General features: G+C 64.0%; 15 protein-coding genes. 13 read left to right on the forward strand and 2 right to left on the reverse strand.

Annotation, left to right across the window (positions count from 1 at the left end):
• Positions 1–131 precede the first annotated feature (131 nt).
• The 6 genes from Q9316_RS08425 (at position 132) to hflX (ending at position 7,780) form a co-directional block, all read left to right on the forward strand.
• On the forward strand, positions 132–2,402 hold the full coding sequence (locus Q9316_RS08425; protein WP_306035249.1) for a sensor histidine kinase NtrY-like: 2,271 nt from the start codon (positions 132–134) through the stop codon (positions 2,400–2,402).
• Entirely contained in the window at positions 2,392–3,756 is a 1,365-nt protein-coding gene (gene ntrX / locus Q9316_RS08430; protein ID WP_306034731.1) for a nitrogen assimilation response regulator NtrX, read from the forward strand. Before Q9316_RS08425 ends, ntrX begins: the two co-directional genes overlap by 11 nt.
• 30 nt (positions 3,757–3,786) lie before the next feature.
• Positions 3,787–5,163 (forward strand): Trk system potassium transporter TrkA, encoded by a 1,377-nt coding sequence (gene trkA / locus Q9316_RS08435; protein WP_306034732.1) that lies wholly within the window; start codon positions 3,787–3,789, stop codon positions 5,161–5,163.
• A gap of 8 nt (positions 5,164–5,171) precedes the next feature.
• Entirely contained in the window at positions 5,172–6,035 is an 864-nt protein-coding gene (locus tag Q9316_RS08440) for a D-amino-acid transaminase (protein ID WP_306034733.1), read from the forward strand.
• Between the two features lie 99 nt (positions 6,036–6,134).
• Positions 6,135–6,377 carry an RNA chaperone Hfq gene (gene hfq / locus Q9316_RS08445; RefSeq protein WP_023514954.1) on the forward strand — a complete coding sequence of 81 codons (243 nt, stop codon included), beginning with the start codon at positions 6,135–6,137 and terminating at the stop codon, positions 6,375–6,377.
• Positions 6,378–6,454: 77 nt separating this feature from the next.
• A complete protein-coding gene (gene hflX / locus Q9316_RS08450) occupies positions 6,455–7,780 on the forward strand; it encodes a GTPase HflX (protein WP_306034735.1) in 1,326 nt (441 codons plus the stop codon).
• Positions 7,781–7,787: 7 nt separating this feature from the next.
• On the opposite strand, the gene mazG is transcribed toward hflX, so the two are convergent.
• Positions 7,788–8,639 carry a nucleoside triphosphate pyrophosphohydrolase gene (mazG, locus tag Q9316_RS08455; protein WP_306034737.1) on the reverse strand — a complete coding sequence of 284 codons (852 nt, stop codon included), beginning with the start codon at positions 8,637–8,639 and terminating at the stop codon, positions 7,788–7,790.
• Positions 8,640–8,842: 203 nt separating this feature from the next.
• Between mazG and cysG the strand changes: the two genes are divergently transcribed.
• From cysG to Q9316_RS08480, 5 genes are all read left to right on the forward strand, one after another.
• The gene (gene cysG, locus Q9316_RS08460; protein WP_306034739.1) at positions 8,843–10,282 is read left to right on the forward strand and encodes a siroheme synthase CysG; all 1,440 of its coding nucleotides are present in this window, start codon (positions 8,843–8,845) and stop codon (positions 10,280–10,282) included.
• A gap of 1 nt (position 10,283) precedes the next feature.
• The gene (locus Q9316_RS08465) at positions 10,284–10,601 is read left to right on the forward strand and encodes a DUF2849 domain-containing protein (protein ID WP_306034740.1); all 318 of its coding nucleotides are present in this window, start codon (positions 10,284–10,286) and stop codon (positions 10,599–10,601) included.
• Between the two features lie 10 nt (positions 10,602–10,611).
• Positions 10,612–12,285: a nitrite/sulfite reductase gene (locus tag Q9316_RS08470; RefSeq protein ID WP_306034741.1), complete on the forward strand. Its 1,674-nt coding sequence runs from the start codon at positions 10,612–10,614 to the stop codon at positions 12,283–12,285.
• Positions 12,286–12,295: 10 nt separating this feature from the next.
• Entirely contained in the window at positions 12,296–12,796 is a 501-nt protein-coding gene (locus Q9316_RS08475; protein WP_306034742.1) for a DUF934 domain-containing protein, read from the forward strand.
• Positions 12,797–13,008: 212 nt separating this feature from the next.
• Positions 13,009–13,821: a ferredoxin--NADP reductase gene (locus Q9316_RS08480; protein WP_306034743.1), complete on the forward strand. Its 813-nt coding sequence runs from the start codon at positions 13,009–13,011 to the stop codon at positions 13,819–13,821.
• A gap of 51 nt (positions 13,822–13,872) precedes the next feature.
• Here the strand turns inward: Q9316_RS08480 and Q9316_RS08485 are convergent, their stop codons facing one another.
• The gene (locus Q9316_RS08485; RefSeq protein ID WP_306034744.1) at positions 13,873–14,493 is read right to left on the reverse strand and encodes a GntR family transcriptional regulator; all 621 of its coding nucleotides are present in this window, start codon (positions 14,491–14,493) and stop codon (positions 13,873–13,875) included.
• A gap of 418 nt (positions 14,494–14,911) precedes the next feature.
• Between Q9316_RS08485 and Q9316_RS08490 the strand changes: the two genes are divergently transcribed.
• A complete protein-coding gene (locus tag Q9316_RS08490) occupies positions 14,912–16,171 on the forward strand; it encodes a ferredoxin reductase family protein (RefSeq protein WP_306034745.1) in 1,260 nt (419 codons plus the stop codon).
• Between the two features lie 99 nt (positions 16,172–16,270).
• On the forward strand, positions 16,271–19,546 hold the full coding sequence (locus Q9316_RS08495) for a c-type cytochrome (RefSeq protein ID WP_306034746.1): 3,276 nt from the start codon (positions 16,271–16,273) through the stop codon (positions 19,544–19,546).
• Positions 19,547–19,569: the final 23 nt, after the last annotated feature.

A 19,569-nucleotide genomic window follows, 5' to 3' on the forward strand; every position in this document is an offset into this window, starting at 1 on the left:
GGTCCACGCGCCTGGCCGTCGGGAATGCGGGTGCGAATGCGGCCGGTCCCTCACACGGCCGGCGCCATCCCGGAAAACTCGACAGAACGCCGATGCCCGCCGGGCGAGCGGCCGGGGAAGCGATGCGGCAGATGACGGAAGGCGTGAGCCTGCTTTCGGAGGGACAGGATGGCGGGGCGGTTGCCGATCGGCGCGCTTCCTTTGCCTTGCCGGGTCTTTTGCTGGCCGGCGGCGCGCTCGCCGCGGCTACCGTATCGCTTTTCATCCTGCTCGGCCTGACGCCGATCAAGCCCGAGGCCAATGTCGTCATTGCCTCGGCGGCGATCAACGCGATCTTCATCGTCGGCCTGATGTTCCTGATCGGCCGGGAGATTACCCGGCTGTTGCGGGCTCGTAGTCGCGGCCGCGCGGCGGCGCGGCTTCATGTGCGCATCGTCGCGCTGTTCTCCATCGTCGCGATCACGCCGGCCGTGCTCGTCGCCATCTTCGCCTCCATCACGCTCGATGTCGGCCTCGACCGCTGGTTCTCGATCCGCACCCAGTCGATCGTCAGCTCCTCGCTGAACGTGGCGCAGGCCTATGTGCTGGAGAATGCGAGCTATCTCCAGGGGCAGACGGCGTCGATGGCGAACGACCTCGATCGCAACCGCCAGCTCTACAGCCTCGACCGCACCGGCTTCATCGACCTGATGACGCGCCAGGCGCGCGGGCGCGGCATGCTCGGCGCCTTCCTGCTGCGTGCCGACGGATCGACGATTCTCCAGGCCAACATCCCGATCGAGAACCCGCTGCCGCCGGTTCCGGAGGAAGCGCTCAAGGCATCGGCCGCTGGCCAGCCGACGCTGATCCCGCCGGGCACGACCAATCTCGTCGGCGCGATCATCAAGCTCGAGAACCTGTCCGACGCGTTTCTCTACACGATCCGCACAGTCGATCCCGAAGTCATGCGCTCCATGCGCCTGATGGAGGAGAACACCGCCGAATACCGCGCGCTGGAAGCGGGACGCACCACGCTGCAGATCGCCTTCGGCGTACTCTATCTCGGCTTCGCGCTGATCGTGCTGCTCGCCGCGATCTGGACCGCCATCGCGGTGGCGGACCGCATCGTCCGGCCGATCCGCCAACTCATCGGCGCCGCCGACAGCGTGGCATCGGGCAATCTCGACGTCAGCGTGCCCGTCCGCGTGGCCGATGGCGACGTCGGTAACCTGTCGCGCACCTTCAACAAGATGATCGCCGAAATCCGCGCGCAGCAGGACCAGATCCTCGATGCGAAGGACGAGGTGGACCACCGCCGCCGCTTCATTGAGGCGGTGCTGTCTGGCGTGACGGCCGCCGTCATCGGCGTAGAGAGTGACGGCCGCGTGACCATCGCCAATCTTTCGGCGGAAATCCTGCTTGGCCGGGAAGTGAGCGATCTCATCGGGCGCCCGCTGGCCGAGGTCGCGCCGGAAATCGCCGCCGTGCTGGCGGAGGGCTCCACCCGGCACCGCCACGACTACCGCAAGCAGATCAACATCATGCATGGCGGCAAGGAGCGGACGCTGAACGTGCAGGTAACGCGTGAGGAGGCGAAGGATGCGCAGGAATCCTACGTCGTCACCATCGACGATATCACCGACCTCGTCATCGCGCAGCGCTCGACCGCCTGGGCGGACGTGGCGCGCCGCATCGCCCACGAGATCAAGAACCCGCTGACACCCATCCAGCTTTCCGCCGAGCGCATCCGCCGCCGCTACGGCAAGCAGATCGACCAGGAGGACCGCGCGGTCTTCGACCAGTGTACGGATACGATCGTGCGCCAGGTCGAGGATATCGGCCGCATGGTAGACGAGTTCTCCGCCTTCGCGCGCATGCCGAAGCCGACGAAAGAACGCTCGGACCTGCGCGGCATCCTGAAAGATGCCGTCTTCCTGCGCGAAATGGGCAATAACCATGTCGCCTTCCAGAAGGATCTCGGCGAGGTGGCGCTGACGGGCCTGTTCGACGCGCGCATGCTCGGCCAGGCCTTCGGCAATCTTATCAAGAATGCGGTCGAGGCGATCGAGGCGCTGCCGCCGGACGTTTCGCGCGAGGAACGCAAGATCCTCGTCCGGGCAAAGGCGGAAGATGCCGGCCGGCGTTTCGTCGTCGATGTCATCGACAACGGCAAGGGCCTGCCGACGGAAAACCGGCATCGCATTCTCGAACCCTATATGACGATGCGCGAGAAGGGCACAGGCCTCGGCCTCGCCATCGTGAAGAAGATCATCGAAGACCATGGCGGGCAGCTCGAACTGCACGATGCCCCCGCGGATTTCGACAACGGCCACGGGGCAATGATCCGCGTGATCCTGCCTTATGAGGAAATTGCGGCCGTCGATGCGGACAATAAGAACAAGGAAGTGAGCCATGGCGTCTGATATTCTCGTAGTGGACGACGAAGAGGACATCCGCGAGATCGTCTCCGGCATCCTTTCTGACGAAGGGCACGAGACGCGCACCGCCTATGACAGCGACAGCGCGCTCGCCGCCATAAGCGACCGCGTGCCGCGCCTCGTCTTCCTCGACATCTGGATGCAGGGCAGCAAGCTCGACGGGCTGGCGCTGCTCGACGAAATCAAGAGCCGCCATCCGGACCTGCCCGTCGTGATGATTTCCGGCCACGGCAATATCGAGACCGCCGTCTCGGCGATCCGCCGCGGCGCCTACGACTTCATCGAGAAGCCTTTCAAGGCCGACCGGCTGATCCTGATTGCCGAGCGGGCGCTGGAAAATTCGAAGCTGCGCCGCGAGGTGACGGAACTCAAGAAGCGTTCGGGCGACCCTGCCGAACTGATCGGCACCTCCGTCGCCGTTTCGCAGCTTCGCCAGAACATCGAGAAGGTGTCCCCGACCAACAGCCGCATCATGATCCTCGGCCCTTCCGGTTCCGGCAAGGAGCTGGTGGCGCGCATGATCCACCGCAAGTCCAGCCGCGCCGGCGGTCCGTTCGTCGTGCTGAACGCGGCGGCGATCACGCCGGAGCGTATGGAGATCGCGCTCTTCGGCACGGAGGGCACGCCCGGCCAGCCGCGCAGGACCGGCGCGCTGGAGGAGGCGCATGGCGGCATCCTCTATCTCGACGAGATCGGCGAGATGCCGCGCGAGACGCAGAACAAGATCCTGCGCGTGCTCGTCGACCAGCAGTTCGAACGCGTCGGCGGCTCCAAGCGCGTGAAGGTGGACGTGCGCATCATCTCGTCCACCGCCTACAACCTCGAAAGCCTGATTGCCGAGGGCGGTTTTCGCGAGGACCTCTACCACCGCCTCGCCGTCGTGCCGGTGCGGGTGCCGCCGCTTGCCGAGCGGCGCGAGGATATCCCGTTCCTCGTCGACATGTTCATGCGGCAGGTCAGCGAGCAGGCGGGCATCCGCTCGCGCAAGATCGGCGACGACGCGCTCGCCGTGCTCCAGGCGCACGACTGGCCGGGCAACATCCGTCAGCTGCGCAACAATATCGAGCGCCTGATGATCCTCGCCCGCAGCGACGGCCCGGATACGCCGATCACCGCCGACATGTTGCCGACGGAAGTGGGCGACATGCTGCCGAAGATCTCCACGCAGGGCGACCAGCACATCATGACGCTGCCGCTTCGCGAGGCGCGCGAGATGTTCGAGCGCGACTATCTCATCGCGCAGATCAACCGTTTCGGCGGCAACATTTCCCGCACCGCCGAATTCGTCGGCATGGAGCGCTCCGCGCTCCATCGCAAACTGAAATCGCTTGGCGTATAAGGCCCTCAGGGATTTGAGGGATTCGACGTCATGAAAGTCATCATCTGCGGCGCCGGACGCGTCGGTTACGGTATCGCAGAACGGCTCTCGGAAGAGGGCAACGACGTTTCGGTCATCGACAACCAGCCTTCGCTGATTGCCGCCATCACCGAGACGCTCGACGTCAGCGGCGTCGTCGGCCATGGCGCGCACCCCGAAGTGCTGGCGAAGGCCGGCGCCGACCAGGCGGACATGCTCATCGCCGTGACGCTGTTCGACGAGATCAACATGGTCGCCTGCCAGGTCGCCCATTCGCTGTTCAACGTGCCGACCAAGATCGCCCGCATCCGCTCGCAGAACTATCTGGCGCCGGAATATTCCGACCTGTTCTCCCGCGAGAACCTGCCGATCGACGTCACCATTTCGCCTGAGGTGGAGGTGGGCAAGATGGTGCTCAGGCGCATCTCCTTTCCCGGCGCGACCGACGTCGTGCGCTTTGCCGACGACCGCATCGTCATGGTCGCCATCGAATGCATGGAGGATTGCCCGGTCGTAGAGACGCCGCTGAAGCAGTTAAGCGAGCTTTTCCCCGATCTCAGCGCCACCGTCACGGGCATCTTCTCCAACGGCAAGCTCTTCGTGCCGAACTCCTCGGACCAGCTTCACTCCGGCGATCTCGCCTATGTGGTCTGCGACAAGGGGCATGTGCGACGCACGCTGGCATTGTTCGGCCACGAGGAGCAGGAGGCGGCGCGCATCGTCATCGCCGGCGGCGGCAATATCGGGTATTTCGTCGCCAAGGCCATCGAGGACTACCAGCCCAAGACCCGGCTGAAGATCATCGAGAGCGACCGCGAACGGGCCGTGGCGGTCGCCGACAAGCTGCGCAACGCCGTCGTCCTGCATGGCTCCGCGCTGGACCAGAAGATGCTCTTGCAGGCCGATATCCAGGACGCGGACCTCATCGTCGCGCTCACCAACAACGACCAGATCAACATTCTCGGCAGCGTGATGGCCAAGCGCCTCGGCTGCAAGCAGAACCTCGTCCTGATCAACGATCCGGCCTACGAGGATTTCACCAAGTCGCTCGGCATCGATGCGCATATCAACCCGCGCGCCGTCACGATCTCCGGCATCCTGCAACATGTGCGCAAGGGGCGCATCCGCTCGGTCTATGCGGTGCAGAAGGGCTCGGCCGAAGTGATCGAGGCCGAGGCGCTGGAAACCTCTCCGCTCGTCGGCAAGCCGCTGCGCGAGATCGAGCTGCCGCCCGGCATCCGCATCGGCGCGATCTATCGCGACAAGGCGGTGATCCGGCCGGACGGCAACACGAAGATCAAGGCGAAGGACCGGGTCGTGCTCTTTGCCGCCGCGGCCGCCGTGCGCCATGTCGAACAGCTCTTCCGCGTCAGCATCCAGTACTTCTAGGGTCTTCCATGCCTCGCTTCGCCTATGTCAACGGTCGCTATGTCCGCCATGCCGAGGCTGCGGTCTCCATCGAGGACCGCGGTTTCGTCTTCGCGGACGCGGTCTACGAGGTCTGCCAGATCCAGCAGGGCCTGATCGTCGATCTGACACGCCATCTCGACCGCCTAGACCGCTCGCTCGGCGAAATCCGCATCCGCCCGCCGATGCCGCGCGCGGCGCTTGTGGGCATCATGCGCGAGGTGCTGCGCCGCAACCGCGTCGTCGATGGCATGGTCTATCTCCAGGTGACGCGGGGCAGGGCGAAGCGCGACCATGTGTTCCCGTCGCCGGAGGTAAGGGCATCCTTCGTCGTGACGGCGAAATCGATGAACCCTGCCGTGAACGCGGCGAAATATGCGGCGGGAATCAAGGCGATCACGGTCGCCGAGAACCGCTGGGGCCGGGTCGATATCAAGACCGTCGGCCTCCTGCCGAACGTGCTGGCCCGCCAGCAGGCGAAGGAGGCGGGCGCGCAGGAAGCGATCTTCGTCGACGCCGACGGCAACGTGACCGAGGGCGGCGCGACGAACCTGTGGATCGTCGACAAAGTGGGAACGCTTGTCACGCGCCCCGCCGACCACGGCATCCTCAAGGGCATCACCCGCACCACGCTGATGGATGTGGCGGAAAAACTGGGTATCGCGGTCGAGGAGCGGCGGTTCTCCGTGGCGGAGATGCTGGAAGCGCGGGAAGTTTTCGTCACCGGGGCGACGACGATCTGCCTGCCGGTGGTTTCCATCGACGGACACACGATCGCAAACGGCCATCCCGGCATGACCGCGCAGAAAATCCGGGAGGCCTTTTTCGCCGTTGCGGAGAAGACCGCGATTTGATACCAAAATCGACGGTCCCGGAATTTCTTGCCGGGCACGGGGACATTTTATTATCAGTCAACCGGTCTCAAGGGCCGGCAATCAGAAAGAAGCGGCGCCATGGCGGAACGTTCTCAGAACCTGCAGGATCTTTTCCTTAATACCGTTCGCAAGCAAAAGATTTCCCTGACGATCTTTCTCATCAACGGGGTCAAGCTGACCGGGGTTGTCACCTCCTTCGACAATTTCTGTGTGCTGCTCCGTCGCGACGGTCACTCGCAGCTCGTGTACAAGCACGCGATCTCGACCATCATGCCGGGCCAGCCGCTGCAGATGTTCGAGACCGAGGAAAGCGGCTCCTGACAGGACCCAAGACCATTAAAAAATCCGATACAAGCAAGGATTCCATCGTTCCGGAGGCTGAGAAGCACCGGGACGACATGCGCGCCGTCGTCATCGTTCCGGTGTTGAAGGTGTCACGCGCGAAATCCGATTCGACGGCGGCGAGCGTCCGCTCGGACGAGGCGCGCCTGGAAGAGGCCGTCGGTCTCGCGCGCGCCATCGATCTCACCATCGTCCATTCGGCCATCGTGCCCGTCAGCCAGCCTAAGCCCGGTACGCTGCTCGGCACCGGCAAGATCGAGGAGATCAAGGCGGCGCTCGACGAGAACGATGCCGGCCTCGTCATCGTCGATCATCCGCTGACGCCGGTGCAGCAGCGCAACCTCGAGAAGGAGTGGGCCGCCAAGGTCATCGACCGGACGGGCCTCATTCTCGAAATCTTCGGCCGGCGCGCCTCCACCAAGGAAGGCACGCTGCAGGTCGAGCTTGCCCATCTCAACTACCAGCGCGGCCGCCTCGTCAGAAGCTGGACCCACCTTGAGCGTCAGCGCGGCGGTGCAGGCTTCATGGGTGGCCCCGGCGAAACGCAGATCGAAGCCGACCGCCGGCTGCTGCAGGACAAGATCGTCAAGCTGGAACGCGAGCTGGAGCAGGTGCGCCGCACGCGCCAGCTTCACCGTTCCAAGCGCAAGAAGGTGCCGCATCCGATCGTGGCGCTGGTCGGCTACACTAATGCCGGCAAGTCCACATTGTTCAACCGCATAACCGGGGCAGGGGTGCTGGCCGAGGACATGCTCTTCGCCACGCTCGATCCGACGCTGCGCCGCATGAAGCTGCCGCAGGGCCGCACCGTCATCCTCTCTGATACGGTGGGTTTCATCTCCAACCTGCCAACCCACCTCGTCGCCGCCTTCCGCGCGACGCTGGAAGAGGTGCTGGAAGCTGATCTCATCCTCCATGTGCGCGACATGTCCGACCCGGACAACGGTGCGCAATCTACGGACGTGCTGCGCATCCTCGCCGATCTCGGCATTGACGAGAAGGACGGTGCGGAACGCATCCTCGAAGTCTGGAACAAGATCGACCGGCTGGAGCCCGAGGCGCGCGACGCGCTGGTGCAGAAGGCGCAGACCCAGCCGAACGTCATCGCCGTTTCCGCGATTTCGGGCGAGGGCATCGATCGTCTGCTCGGCGAGATCAACCAGCGGCTTTCCGGCGTGCTGGTCGACCGCGACGTCGTCGTGCCGGTCATGCAGTTGCAGCTTCTGCCGTGGATCTACGACCACTCGATCATCGATTCCCGCGAAGACCTCGAAGACGGCAATGTGCGGCTGGAACTGCGGCTGACGGAAACCGAAGCCACCGAACTCGACCGCCGGCTTGGCAACGGGGCGAAGCGGGTCGTCGAGGATTGGGAGCGCTGACGTGGCGTTACGTATTTGACGTAACGTTACCCAAGCTGCGCTCGATCCTCTTGGCCGCCTGCCAAAGCTCTTCCATGCGCTCCAGCGTCGCCCCTTCGAGGCTTTCGCCATTGGCCGAAAGGCTGTCCTCTATGTGGGAAAAGCGGCTGCGGAACTTGGTGTTCGTGCCGCGCAACGCCATTTCCGGATCGGCACCGACATGGCGGCCGATATTGACCAGCGCAAAGATCAGGTCACCAAGTTCGTCGGCAACGGCGCGTTTGTCGTCGTTGCGCAGCGCCTCGCGCAATTCGCCGATCTCCTCCTCGATCTTGTCGAGGATCGGCGCGGGCTCGGACCAGTCGAAGCCGACCTTGGCCGCGCGTTCCTGAAGCTTCAGCGCTTCGACGAGCGCCGGGAAGGAGCGCTGCACGGAGCCGAGATAGCCGGTGAGCGGATCCTCCGGCAGGCCGCGTCTGGCCCGGCGCTCCTTGCGCTCGCGCTTTTCCGCCTGCTTGATCTCGTCCCATTGCAGCTTCACCGCTGCGGGCGTGTCCACGTCCGAACGGGCGAAGACATGCGGATGGCGGCGGATCATCTTTCGCGTGACGGCCTCTACGACGCTGCCGAAATCGAATTCGCCTTGCTCCTCCGCCATGCGGGCATGGAACACGACCTGGAGCAGGAGATCGCCCAGTTCCTCGCAGAGGTCGTCCATGTCGTTCCGCTCGATCGCGTCGGCGACCTCGTAGGCCTCCTCGATCGTGTAGGGCTTGATCGTCTCGAAGGTCTGGACCACGTCCCAGGGGCAGCCGGTCTGCGGCTGGCGCAGGGCCGCCATGATTTCGATGAGGCGTTCGATGTCGCGGCTCGGCTGCATGGCGTTCTCGGTTCCGCTTTCGGAGTGTATGCGGCATCCTTAGCGGTCGCCGGCGCGGCGAGGCAAGGGCGGCCGGTGACTTATGCTCAAAATGCGGGGCGCCAGAGCAAAACAATACCGCCCTCCCTAGGCATTGGAATTTCTGTTTCTTTTGTTCCTGGCCGATTTTCGCGATAGTGCGCACACTTCAACCGGACCGAGCCATGACCGAAGCACAGCAAAAGCTTTCGACATTCCCGGCGTTCTTTCGCACCAGCGGCAGGACGGTCGTTGTCGTGGGCGAGGGCGACGAGGCCTTTGCCAAGGCCCGGCTGCTCTTCAATACGGATGCCCGGATCGTCGTCCTGGCCGAAGAGCCGGAAAGCGATTTCGCCCGCTTCATCGCCGACAAGGGCCTCGTTCTCGTTCGCGCGCCCTTTTCAAGGGATGCCATCGCGGATGCGACGCTCGTCTTCGCGGCAACGGGCGACCCGGCCGCCGACCGGGCCATCTCGACCGCCGCGCGCGACCTCGGCATCCCGGTCAATGCCGTCGACCAGCCCGATTATTGCGATTTCTTCACGCCGGCCCTCGTCAACCGCGCGCCCGTCGCCGTCGCGATCGGCACGGAAGGGGCGGGCCCCGTCCTCGCCCAGATGATCCGCGCGCAGGTCGACCAGATGCTTTCCCCGTCGCTCGGCCGGCTGGCCAGCCTTGCCAACGGCTACCGCGCGGCCGTCGACCGTGTGTTGCCGCGCGGCGTGACGCGCCGTGTCTTCTGGCGCCGGTTCTTCCAGGGCGCCGTCGCCGATGCCGTCAATAATGGCGATATCGAGCAGGCTCGCCGCGCCGCCAACGCGCTTTTGAACGCGCAGGGCAAGGCCGCGGGCCATGTCTGGCTCGTCGGCGCCGGCCCCGGCGCGGAAGACCTGCTGACGCTGCGCGCGCAGCGCGTCATGATGGAAGCCGACGTCATCGTCTTCGACGCGCTCGTGCCGCAGGCCATCGTCGACATGGGCCGCCGCGATGCAGAGCGCCTTTCGGTCGGCAAGCGCAAGGGTTGCCATTCCAAGTCGCAGGAAGAGATCAACGACCTGCTGGTCGGGCTCGGCAAGTCGGGAAAACGCGTCGTGCGCCTGAAATCCGGCGATCCGCTCGTCTATGGCCGCGCCGGCGAGGAAATGGCCGCGCTCCGCCAGGCTGGCGTCACCTACGAGATCGTGCCCGGCATCACGTCCGCCTTCGCCGCCGCCGCCGATTTCGAGCTGCCGCTGACGCTGCGCGGTGTCGCTTCCTCGCTCGTCTTCACCACCGGCCACGACCTCACCGGCGCCGTCCTGCCGGATTGGGCGCGGCTTGCGATCTCCGGCGCCACCGTCGCCGTCTATATGGGCCGCACCGTGGCCGCCTCCGTCGCCGCTCGGCTGATGGATGCGGGCCTGCCGGCCGAGACGACCGTCGCCGTCGTCGAAAATGCCAGCCGCCGCGAAAAGCGGCTACTGCACGGCACGCTCAAGGACCTGCCGGGCCTCGAATATCGCGACGAACTCGCCGGCCCGGTCATGGTGATCATCGGCGATGCCGTCGCTGGCGCCAATTTCGAACATTCCGCACCGCTTGCCGCGCGCGAGCTCGTGCGCAGCAAAGCAGCATTGGGAGCATGACATGGCCGACAAGGTTCTGACAGCCAACCGCCTTTCCGACGGTGTCTCCGTCTGGCTGGATGCCGCCGGCAACTGGAACGAGCGGCTCCAGGCTGCTTTCGTCGCCCGCCACAAGGAGGCCGTCGAGGCGTTGGAAGCGACGGGCAAGCAGGCCTATGCCGACAACAAGGTGGTTGACGTCAACGTCGTCGATATCGAAGAGGTCGATGGCGTATTGAGGCCGCTGCGCATGCGCGAGCGCATCCGCGCCGAAGGCCCCACCATCGCCTATGCCGCCGGTTATGCCGGCTTGATCGCGACGGCCGCGCCGGCCGCCTGAGGACCATTGCATGTACCGCTACGACGAATTCGATCACGCCTTTGTCTCCGGCCGCGTGGAACAGTTCCGCGATCAGGTCGGTCGCCGCCTGTCGGGCGAGCTGGCAGAGGATGCCTTCAAGCCGCTGCGCCTGATGAACGGCGTCTACCTGCAACTCCATGCCTATATGCTGCGCGTCGCCATTCCCTACGGCACGCTGAACGCGCGCCAGATGCGCATGCTGGCGTACATCGCCCGCAAATACGACCGTGGCTACGGCCATTTCACCACGCGCCAGAACATCCAGTACAACTGGCCGAAGCTCTCCGAGCTGCCGGATGCGCTGGCCGATCTCGCGACGGTCGAGATGCATGCGCTGCAGACCTCGGGCAACTGCATTCGCAACGTGACGGCGGATCATTTCGCCGGCGCTGCGGCCGATGAGGTCGCCGATCCCAGGCCCTATGCGGAAATCCTGCGCCAGTGGTCCTCCGTCCATCCGGAATTCTCCTTCCTGCCGCGCAAGTTCAAGATCGCCGTCACCGGTGCGGAGCGTGACCGCGCGGCCATCCAGGTGCACGATATCGGCCTGCACCTGAAGCGGGGCGAGAAGGGCGAGATCGGCTTTGCCGTCTATGTCGGCGGCGGGCAGGGCCGCACGCCGCTGATCGCCAAGAAGATCCGCGACTTCCTGCCGGAGGAAGATCTCCTGTCCTACACGACGGCGATCATGCGCGTGTACAACCTGCACGGCCGGCGCGACAACAAGTACAAGGCGCGCATCAAGATTCTCGTGCATGAAATGGGCGCGGAGGAGCTGTCGCGGCAGGTCGAGGCCGAGTTCGCAGAACTCAGGGACACCGAACTGAAACTGCCGGAAAAGGATGTCGCCGCCATCTCCGCCTATTTCGCGCCGCCGGAGCTTGCCCCCCGCGCCGAGGGCTGGGCCAACCTTGCGCAATGGAAGAAGGCCGACCCGGACTTCGCCCGCTGGGTGCAGCAGAACGTTGCGCCGCACAAGCATCCCGACTACGGCATGGTGACGATCTCGCTGAAGCCGATCGGCGGCATTCCCGGCGATGCGACCGACGGACAGATGGAGGCCGTCGCCGACATCGCGGAAGAATATGCCTTCGACGAAATCCGCGTCAGTCACGAGCAGAACCTGATCCTGCCGCATGTCGCGCTGGCCGATCTCGAACCCGTCTATCGCGGTCTCGTGGCCGCGGGGCTTGCGACCGCCAATGCCGGGCTCATCACTGATATCATCGCCTGTCCCGGGCTGGACTACTGCGCGCTGGCCAACGCCCGCTCGATCCCGGTCGCGCAGGAGATTTCCACGCGCTTCGGCTCGCCGGAGCGTCAGGCTGAGATCGGTGAGCTGAAGATTAAGATCTCCGGCTGCATCAATGCCTGCGGCCATCACCATGTCGGTCATATCGGTCTGCTCGGCGTCGAGAAGAAGGGCGAGGAACTCTACCAGATCACGCTCGGCGGCTCGGGTGACGAGCACACGTCGATCGGCGAGATCATCGGCCGCGGCTTCGAGCCGGAGAAGGTGACGGATGCCATCGAGGTCATCGTCGACACCTATCTCGGCCTTCGCCTCGATCCCTCGGAAACCTTCCTTGTCGCCTATCGTCGCGTCGGGCCGCAGCCTTTCAAGGACGCACTCTACGGCGACAAGACGGCAGCGGCGGCCTGAGGAGATGGTCATGACGAAAATCTGGAACGAATCCGGCTTCGTGGCCGACGATCCCTGGATCATCGAGACGGAAGAAACCAAGGCGGGCTCGAACGAGAAGGCGCTGCTCGGCCTCGGGGATTTTCTGGCGAAGGTTTCCGAGACGGACGAGACGGGCCTCGGCGTGGTGATCAATCCGGCTGATGACGTGCGCAAGCTGGAGGGGCATCTCGACCGGCTGGCACTGGTCGCCGTCGCTTTCCCGGCCTTCAGCGATGGCCGCGCTTTCAGCCATGCTTCCCTGCTGCGCTCGCGCCTCGGCTTTACGGGCGAGGTGAGGGCGGTCGGTGACGTTTTGATCGACCAGATTCCGCTGATGCTGCGCTGTGGCATCGACAGCTTCTCCGTCAGCAATGCGACCGCGCTGAAGCGCCTTGCCGAAAACCGCCTGCCGGGCATCGACAATCACTACCAGCCGACCGCGCGTCCCTCGCAGGATGTCGGCTCCTATAGCTGGCGCCGCCGGGCCTGATTTTTCAGGCCCGACCGGCGAAAGGCCGCAATCGTGGTGTAGTCTTGCGCCACATCAAGGACAGGCGCCGGCCGTTGCGCGAAAAGGAAGCTCGCGGCAAACTATTGCGCGGCCAATCGGCGCATTGGAACGGAATACCTTCCTTTGCCGGTCAAGATGTAATATCTGCCTATCGTCAAATTTATTCCGACGCAGCCAGGATCGATCCCGAAATGAACGCACCTGCCAAGACCGAAGATTTCGTTCCCGCCATTCCCGCCGGCGTTTTCGCCGAGACGGTGACGAGCGTGCAGCATTATACGGATCACCTGTTCCGCTTCCGCATGACGCGCCCGGAAAGCTTCCGCTTCCGCTCCGGCGAATTCGCGATGATCGGCCTGATGGTAGGCGAGAAGCCGGTTTACCGAGCCTATTCGATCGCAAGCCCCGCCTGGGACGAAGAACTGGAATTTTTCTCGATCAAGGTGCCGGACGGCCCGCTGACCTCGCATCTCCAGCAGATCAAGCCGGGCGATACCGTGCTGATGCGCAAGAAGCCGACCGGTACGCTCGTTCTCGACGCGCTGACGCCCGGCAAGCGGCTCTACATGTTCTCGACCGGCACCGGCATCGCGCCCTTCGCAAGCCTCATCCGCGATCCGGAAACCTACGAGAAGTTCGACGAAGTCATCCTGACGCACACCTGCCGCCAGGTCGCCGAGCTGAAATACGGCTTCGACCTCATCGAGGAAATCCGCAACCACGAATTCCTGGCGGAAGTCGTCGGCAACAAGCTGCGCCACTATGCGACGGTGACCCGCGAGGACTATCCGTTCCAGGGCCGCATCACCGACCTCATTTCCAGCGGCAAGATGTTCGCCGACCTCGGCGTGCCGCATTTCGATCCGGCGATCGACCGCGGCATGATCTGCGGCTCTGCCGCGATGCTAAAGGAAACCAAGGCCCTGCTGGAACAGGCGGGCCTTACCGAGGGCGCCAACAACAAGCCCGGCGAGTTCGTCATCGAGCGCGCCTTTGTCGACTGAGGCGTTCGGCATCAATGCGAAAGGGCGGCCCTCGGGTCGCCTTTTTTGTTTTCAGTTCGACAGGTAATCGAGCAGGTCCGTCATGGCGGCGGCAGCGGCCGCTCCGTCGGCGTTGCGGATCGCGCGTATGACCTTCACATGGAGGTCCACCGAACGGTCCATATGCCGGTTGTCGGCGCGGGCGAACCAGAGCCGGCGCGCATGGGTCTGCAAGGGGGCGAGGGCGGCCGTCAGGAAACGGTTGGGGCAGGCTTCCTCGATGATCTCGTCGAAGGCCTTGTCGGCGGCGAGGAACCCTTCCATGTCGGAGCGGATCGAACAGGCGGTCATCGTCTGCGCGCAGGCGACCAGCCGCTCCCTGTGCTCGTCTCCGGCATGGCGCGCGACGAGGTCTGCGGCGAGCGGTTCGAGCTGCCGACGCGTCGCCATGACCTCGGCATGATCTTCCGGCCGGATCGCCGAAATCTGCAGGCCGGCGCGCGGACGCACGGCGATCAGTCCCTGCCATTCCAGCTTCTGGATCGCCTCGCGCACCGGCGTGCGGCCGTGACCCGCTAGATCGATGAGCTGCTTTTCCGTGACGAGCGAACCCGGCTTCAGCCGGAGCGTCACGATCAATCCTTCGAGGGCGAGATAGGCGAGGTGAGCTTGCGACGCCGCGGTTTCCGTCATTCCAAGTGTCCAGCTGATATATCACATGGTGGCATGTCGCAAATCGGATGACAAGCTGGCTGGTATATCAGAGCGGTTGAGGGCGTCTTTCGTGGTGGGATTTGGCCGGAAAGGCAAAACGGTCTGGATATAGTGCGCAGAGACGTTCAAACGGGGTGATGGCGAGGGACACGTACCGACCGAAAACGGGAGCCATCGCGAAATGATGCACGTATAAGCTGCTGCCTCCGCTGTTTCTATGTGCTTCGTTCCGTTGGCATATTAGGTGTCGGCAAGGGTTTTGGCGGTCTTGCACAAATGCACCCGAATAAAGCCGCAAGCCCGCCCGTCGATAGGAGGATTGCGGTTGACGAATGCCATGGGCCTTGCCAGCATGCCCTTCGTTCGAACCGTCCAGTTGCATTTGTGGGGGCATACGTTGACTGCGGGTTCTATCATCGCGACGATTCTGATTGTTTTTGCCGGCCTGCTGGCCGTGCCGGCCGTCAGCCATACCAATGCGGGCACGACCTTTTCGCTGATGGCGTCTTCCATGGCCTTCGTCGCCATGGGGATAGCGCAGTTCATGGCCACGCGCCCGCCCTTCATCGAAAGGCTGTTCGGCGGCCTCGACCGCATCTACCAGTTCCATCGCAAGATCGGCATCGCGGTGCTCTGTCTTATCCTGGTGCACTACTTCGTGGCACCGGACTTCCAGGGGCTTTCCGTGACGAGCGGCCTCAACGTTCTCGCCAAGACCGCCGGTGAATGGGCCTTCTACGGCTTCGTCTTCCTGCTGGTCCTCAGCCTCGTGAAGGTGATCCCCAAGACGCGCTTCCAGATTCCCTATCAATACTGGCGCATCACGCATCGCTTCATCGGCCTGCTCTTCGTGCTCGTCGCCTTCCACCAGATGTTCATCAAGCGTCCCTATGACGGCACGGCGTTCCTCGCTACCTATCTCAACCTCTTCGCGTTGGTCGGCATCGTCAGCTACGCCTACACGCAACTGCTGCCCTGGCTGCGCACGCGAAAATACGAGGTGGCGAATGTCGAGCGTCACGATGGCGCGACGATCATCACGGGAAGGCCGAAGGGCCGCAAGCTTAAGGCGCTGCCGGGGCAGTTCGGTTTCTTCCGGGTCGACAAGTCCGGCCTGCGCGAGCCGCATCCCTTCACCATCGCCGGCATCGAGGATGACGGCACGGTCCGCTTCGCCATCAAGCCGCTCGGCGACTACACCAAGGCGCTACGTGAGGCGGTGGCGGTCGGCGACGGTTTGACGCTCGAAGGCGGCTACGGCCATTTCAATCACAAGCGCGGCGGCAAGAAGCAGATCTGGCTTGCCGGCGGCATCGGCGTCACGCCGTTCCTCGCGATGGCAAGCCGGCTGAAGGGCGACGAGGGGCAGGATATCCACATGGTCTACTGCGTGCGCGACGGGGCCGAGGCGATCGGCCTCGATACGTTCCGCGCGCAGGCGGAAAAGCTCGAGAACTTCAACTTCGTGCTGCACAACTCGGCGACGGACGGCCGCTTCGATGCGACGAAGCTGGTCTCCAGCACCAGCATGAACCCGGCGGAAGCCGACCTCTGGTTCTGCGGCCCGCCGCCCCTGCGGCTGGCCATAGAAAAGGGATTGAAGGAGCTCGGCAAGGCCCCGCGCCGCGTCGAGTTCGAGCGTTTCGAGTTTCGGTAGAGCATCCAGCAGCAGGACGAAGCGGTTTCGTCCTGAATTGTGTGAAAAGAGCGAATTTCCAGCCGGTGCGCCGGCCTCTTGGAGCGAAGGGAACAAGCCATGCGCGTGTTCAACACATCACTTATCCGACCGGGCACGCGGCTCGCGGCAGCGCTTGGCTTGGCGCTGGCGGTCTTCTGTCCCGCCGGGGCTTTCGCCATCGACCAGTTCGCGCCGGATGCCTACGGCACCTACAAGGCGGATGCGGAGAACGGCAAGGTCCTGTTCGGCGCTGCCGGCTGCGGCGCCTGCCATGGTTCCGGCGATAATACGGAACTGCTTTCGGGCGGCATGGAAATGCAGACGGCGATCGGCAAGTTCTTCGCGCCGAACATTTCCGCCCATCCGAACGGCATCGGCGGCTGGTCCAATGCGGACTTCCTGAACGCCGTGATGGTCGGCCTCAAGAAGGACGGCGACAATCTCTACCCGGTCATGCCCTACACCTCCTACGGCGGCATGAAGCCGGAGGACGTGCTCGACATCAAGGCCTACATCGAGACGCTGCCGCAGTCGGACGCCGCCTCGAAGGAGCACGAGATCGCTTTCCCCTTCAGCCGCCAGACGACGATCACGCTCTGGAAGCGCAGCCACTTCACCGTGCAGGCCTACCAGCCGCGTGAGGAAACGCAGATGGAGCGCGGCCGCTATCTCGTGGAAAATGTCGGCGGCTGCGGCGATTGCCACACGCCGCGCACCACGACCTACGGTCTCGATCTCGCCCGCGCCTATGAAGGCGAGAAGGGCCTGACCGGCGCGGTCGCCCCCGATATCACCAAGGCGCGCATGAGCGGCCTTGCCTCGCATGAAGTGTTCACCAAGGGCCTCATCGAAGAGGGCAAAAAACTCTCCGGCTCGCCCCTGTCGGATCCGGTCATGCGCCGTTTCGCACAGGGCCTTTCGGCACTGTCCGACGAGGACAAGCAGGCGATGTACGCCTTCCTTGCCGACCGCGAGGTAAAGGTGACGCCGGTCGCCTCAAGCGCCACGCCCGTCTGCAGCGAGGCGACGGCCGAAACCGCGCTGGGCGCGGGCGGTGGCAACGCCGAGTTCGCCTCGGCGGCGGATGCCTTCATCGGCAAATATTGCCGCAACTGCCACGGTCCGGGCGAAAGCTCGCAAGGGTCCTTCCCCTCGGGCGACCTTGCCTCGATCGCGGCCAATGCTGCCTTCGTGACGCCGGGCGATGCCTCCAAGTCGCTGCTCTACACCAGCGTTACAAGCGGGCGCATGCCGCTCGGCAAGCGCCCCAGCGACGAGGAAGTGCAGAGCCTTGCCAACTGGATCAATTCGCTGAGCCAATCCTCCATCCCGACCGCGGTCTCTGCGACGCAGACCCAGCGCGTTCGCCCGATGCTGAAATATCTCGACTTCGTGGAACTGGCGCTACGCGATATTTCCCAGGTCGACGAACACGACCAGCCGTTCATGCGCTACTTCAGCTATCGTGACCAGTACAACGGCATGATGAGCTGCGAAACGCATGAGACGTTCCTCAAGCGCATGACGGTGCTGGCCGGCGGCTTCAAGAAGCTGCTGAACTCGCTGTCCTATGGTCCCGAACTCGTCCTGCCCGAGGAAGTGGAAGGCTCGGATGGCCTGCTCGTGCGCGTCGATCTGCGTGATCTCGAATGGAGCCAGGAAGACTACGACTTCCTGATCAATGAATATTTCTACGGCGTCGATCCGACGAGCGATGCGCAACTGCATTCCCTCGCCAAGGCGACGCAGACGCAGCTTCCGATCATGCGCGTCGACTGGTTCATGAGCAACGGCGCCCGGCCGAAGGTCTACAACCGTCTCATGAAGCTGCCGACCAACATCATCGAGCTGGAAAAGCGCTTCGGAGTGAATGTCGACGAGAACATCGAGCGCCGCCGCATCGTTCGTGCAGGCTTCGCCGATGGCTCTTCGGGCGTTTCCGACCACAACCGCATGCTTGAGCGCCACGACATGCCCTTCGGCGGCTATTACTGGAAGTCCTACGACTTCGCCGGCGATGTCGGCCGCCAGTCGCTCAAGCGCTTCCCGGCAGGCCCTGACGGGGTTCGCCTGAAGGCCGGGCTCGAACCCTTCGAGCACGACGGCGGCGAAATGATCTTCTCGCTTCCGAACGGCATGCAGGGATACTACCTGTCGACGAACAAGGGCGACCAGCTCGATATCGGCCCGACGGCGATCGTCTCCTTCCGCAAGAGGCCGATCGGCAAGGGCGTGGAGATCATCAACGCACGGTCCTGCTTCGACTGCCATTTCGACGGCATCCTGTCCAAGCGTGACCAGCTTCGCGAGCACATCGAGACATCGACGCTGTTCTCGAAGGACCAGCAGGACGAACTGCTTGCCGTCTACGTGCCGCAGGAAGAGCTCAACGAGGTCTACAAGCGCGATACTGACCGTTTCGTCGCCGCGCTCGATCGCCTCGGCATCACCGAACCGACGGCCGGCGGCGGCAAGACCAGCCTGAAGGCTCCCGGCGGCGCCGAGATCTTCACCTATTTCGCCGACAAGTATGAGGACGAGTTGAATTTCGAGCAGCTCGCTGCCGAATTCGACATGACGCCGGAAGAGTTCGCGTCGGACATCCGCCGCCTCACCGACGTCAATGCGCTGCGCATCGGCATCGACTGGGTCGCGACGCTCGAATCGGGTGCCACGATCCCGCGCGTCGAGGTCGAGGAGCAGTTCGCCTTCATGCTGCAGCCGCTGCTGCAACTCGAGCCGCTGAAGCGCGGCGTCAACCCGGAGGCCGTTGCCACCAACAACACCGGCTACACCCAGCCGGCCGTCGACAACACCGCCGGTCAGCAACCCGAGCAGAAGCAGGAGCCGGTTTACGACAAGCCGACGCAGACCGATACGGCCTATGTCGTGCCGGCCTACAAGCAGGACGACAAGGCGCAGGCCGACAAGGTGAAGCTTGCCCTGCACGTGCCGTCGACGAGCGCGAAGGTTGGGGACTATCTGAGCTTCGAACTCAGCACGAACCACGCCTGCGAGCTTCAGGTCGTCTATGTGGAGGATACCGGCAATGTCGAGATCATCCCTGATGTGATGATCGGCAGCACGACGCTCAATCCCGGTGAACGCCGCCTCATCCCGCAGCCGGGCACGGGCAACCTGACCTTCGATTCGCCGTCGCCCGGCGAGACGATGATCGCCTTCTGCAAGATCGGCGGTCTCGGCGACCAGAAGCTGACGGCCGAGAAGGCCAAGCAGCTGGTAGCCGGCTCGAAGCAGCCGACGACCCGCGGTCTTGCCGTCAACCTCGCCAAGCAGGCGGAGGCGGACAATGGCGCGGCCGGTCTCCAGATGGTGACCTTCGAGATCAAGTGATAACAAGGGCAGGGGCCTTCGGG

This window comes from Shinella zoogloeoides (assembly GCF_030733845.1).
In the GTDB taxonomy this organism is placed as follows: domain Bacteria; phylum Pseudomonadota; class Alphaproteobacteria; order Rhizobiales; family Rhizobiaceae; genus Shinella; species Shinella zoogloeoides_C.

Bases quoted from the DNA above. Each gene is read 5' to 3' on its own strand.
- Q9316_RS08465 (WP_306034740.1), top strand. From the start codon at position 10,284: ATGGCCGACAAGGTTCTGACAGCCAACCGCCTTTCCGACGGTGTCTCC.
- Q9316_RS08470 (WP_306034741.1), top strand. From the start codon at position 10,612: ATGTACCGCTACGACGAATTCGATCACGCCTTTGTCTCCGGCCGCGTG.
- trkA (WP_306034732.1), top strand. From the start codon at position 3,787: ATGAAAGTCATCATCTGCGGCGCCGGACGCGTCGGTTACGGTATCGCA.
- Q9316_RS08425 (WP_306035249.1), top strand. From the start codon at position 132: ATGACGGAAGGCGTGAGCCTGCTTTCGGAGGGACAGGATGGCGGGGCG.
- ntrX (WP_306034731.1), top strand. From the start codon at position 2,392: ATGGCGTCTGATATTCTCGTAGTGGACGACGAAGAGGACATCCGCGAG.
- Q9316_RS08495 (WP_306034746.1), top strand. From the start codon at position 16,271: ATGCGCGTGTTCAACACATCACTTATCCGACCGGGCACGCGGCTCGCG.
- hfq (WP_023514954.1), top strand. From the start codon at position 6,135: ATGGCGGAACGTTCTCAGAACCTGCAGGATCTTTTCCTTAATACCGTT.
- cysG (WP_306034739.1), top strand. From the start codon at position 8,843: ATGACCGAAGCACAGCAAAAGCTTTCGACATTCCCGGCGTTCTTTCGC.
- Q9316_RS08480 (WP_306034743.1), top strand. From the start codon at position 13,009: ATGAACGCACCTGCCAAGACCGAAGATTTCGTTCCCGCCATTCCCGCC.
- hflX (WP_306034735.1), top strand. From the start codon at position 6,455: ATGCGCGCCGTCGTCATCGTTCCGGTGTTGAAGGTGTCACGCGCGAAA.
- Q9316_RS08485 (WP_306034744.1), bottom strand. From the start codon at position 14,493: ATGACGGAAACCGCGGCGTCGCAAGCTCACCTCGCCTATCTCGCCCTC.
- Q9316_RS08440 (WP_306034733.1), top strand. From the start codon at position 5,172: ATGCCTCGCTTCGCCTATGTCAACGGTCGCTATGTCCGCCATGCCGAG.
- mazG (WP_306034737.1), bottom strand. From the start codon at position 8,639: ATGCAGCCGAGCCGCGACATCGAACGCCTCATCGAAATCATGGCGGCC.
- Q9316_RS08475 (WP_306034742.1), top strand. From the start codon at position 12,296: ATGACGAAAATCTGGAACGAATCCGGCTTCGTGGCCGACGATCCCTGG.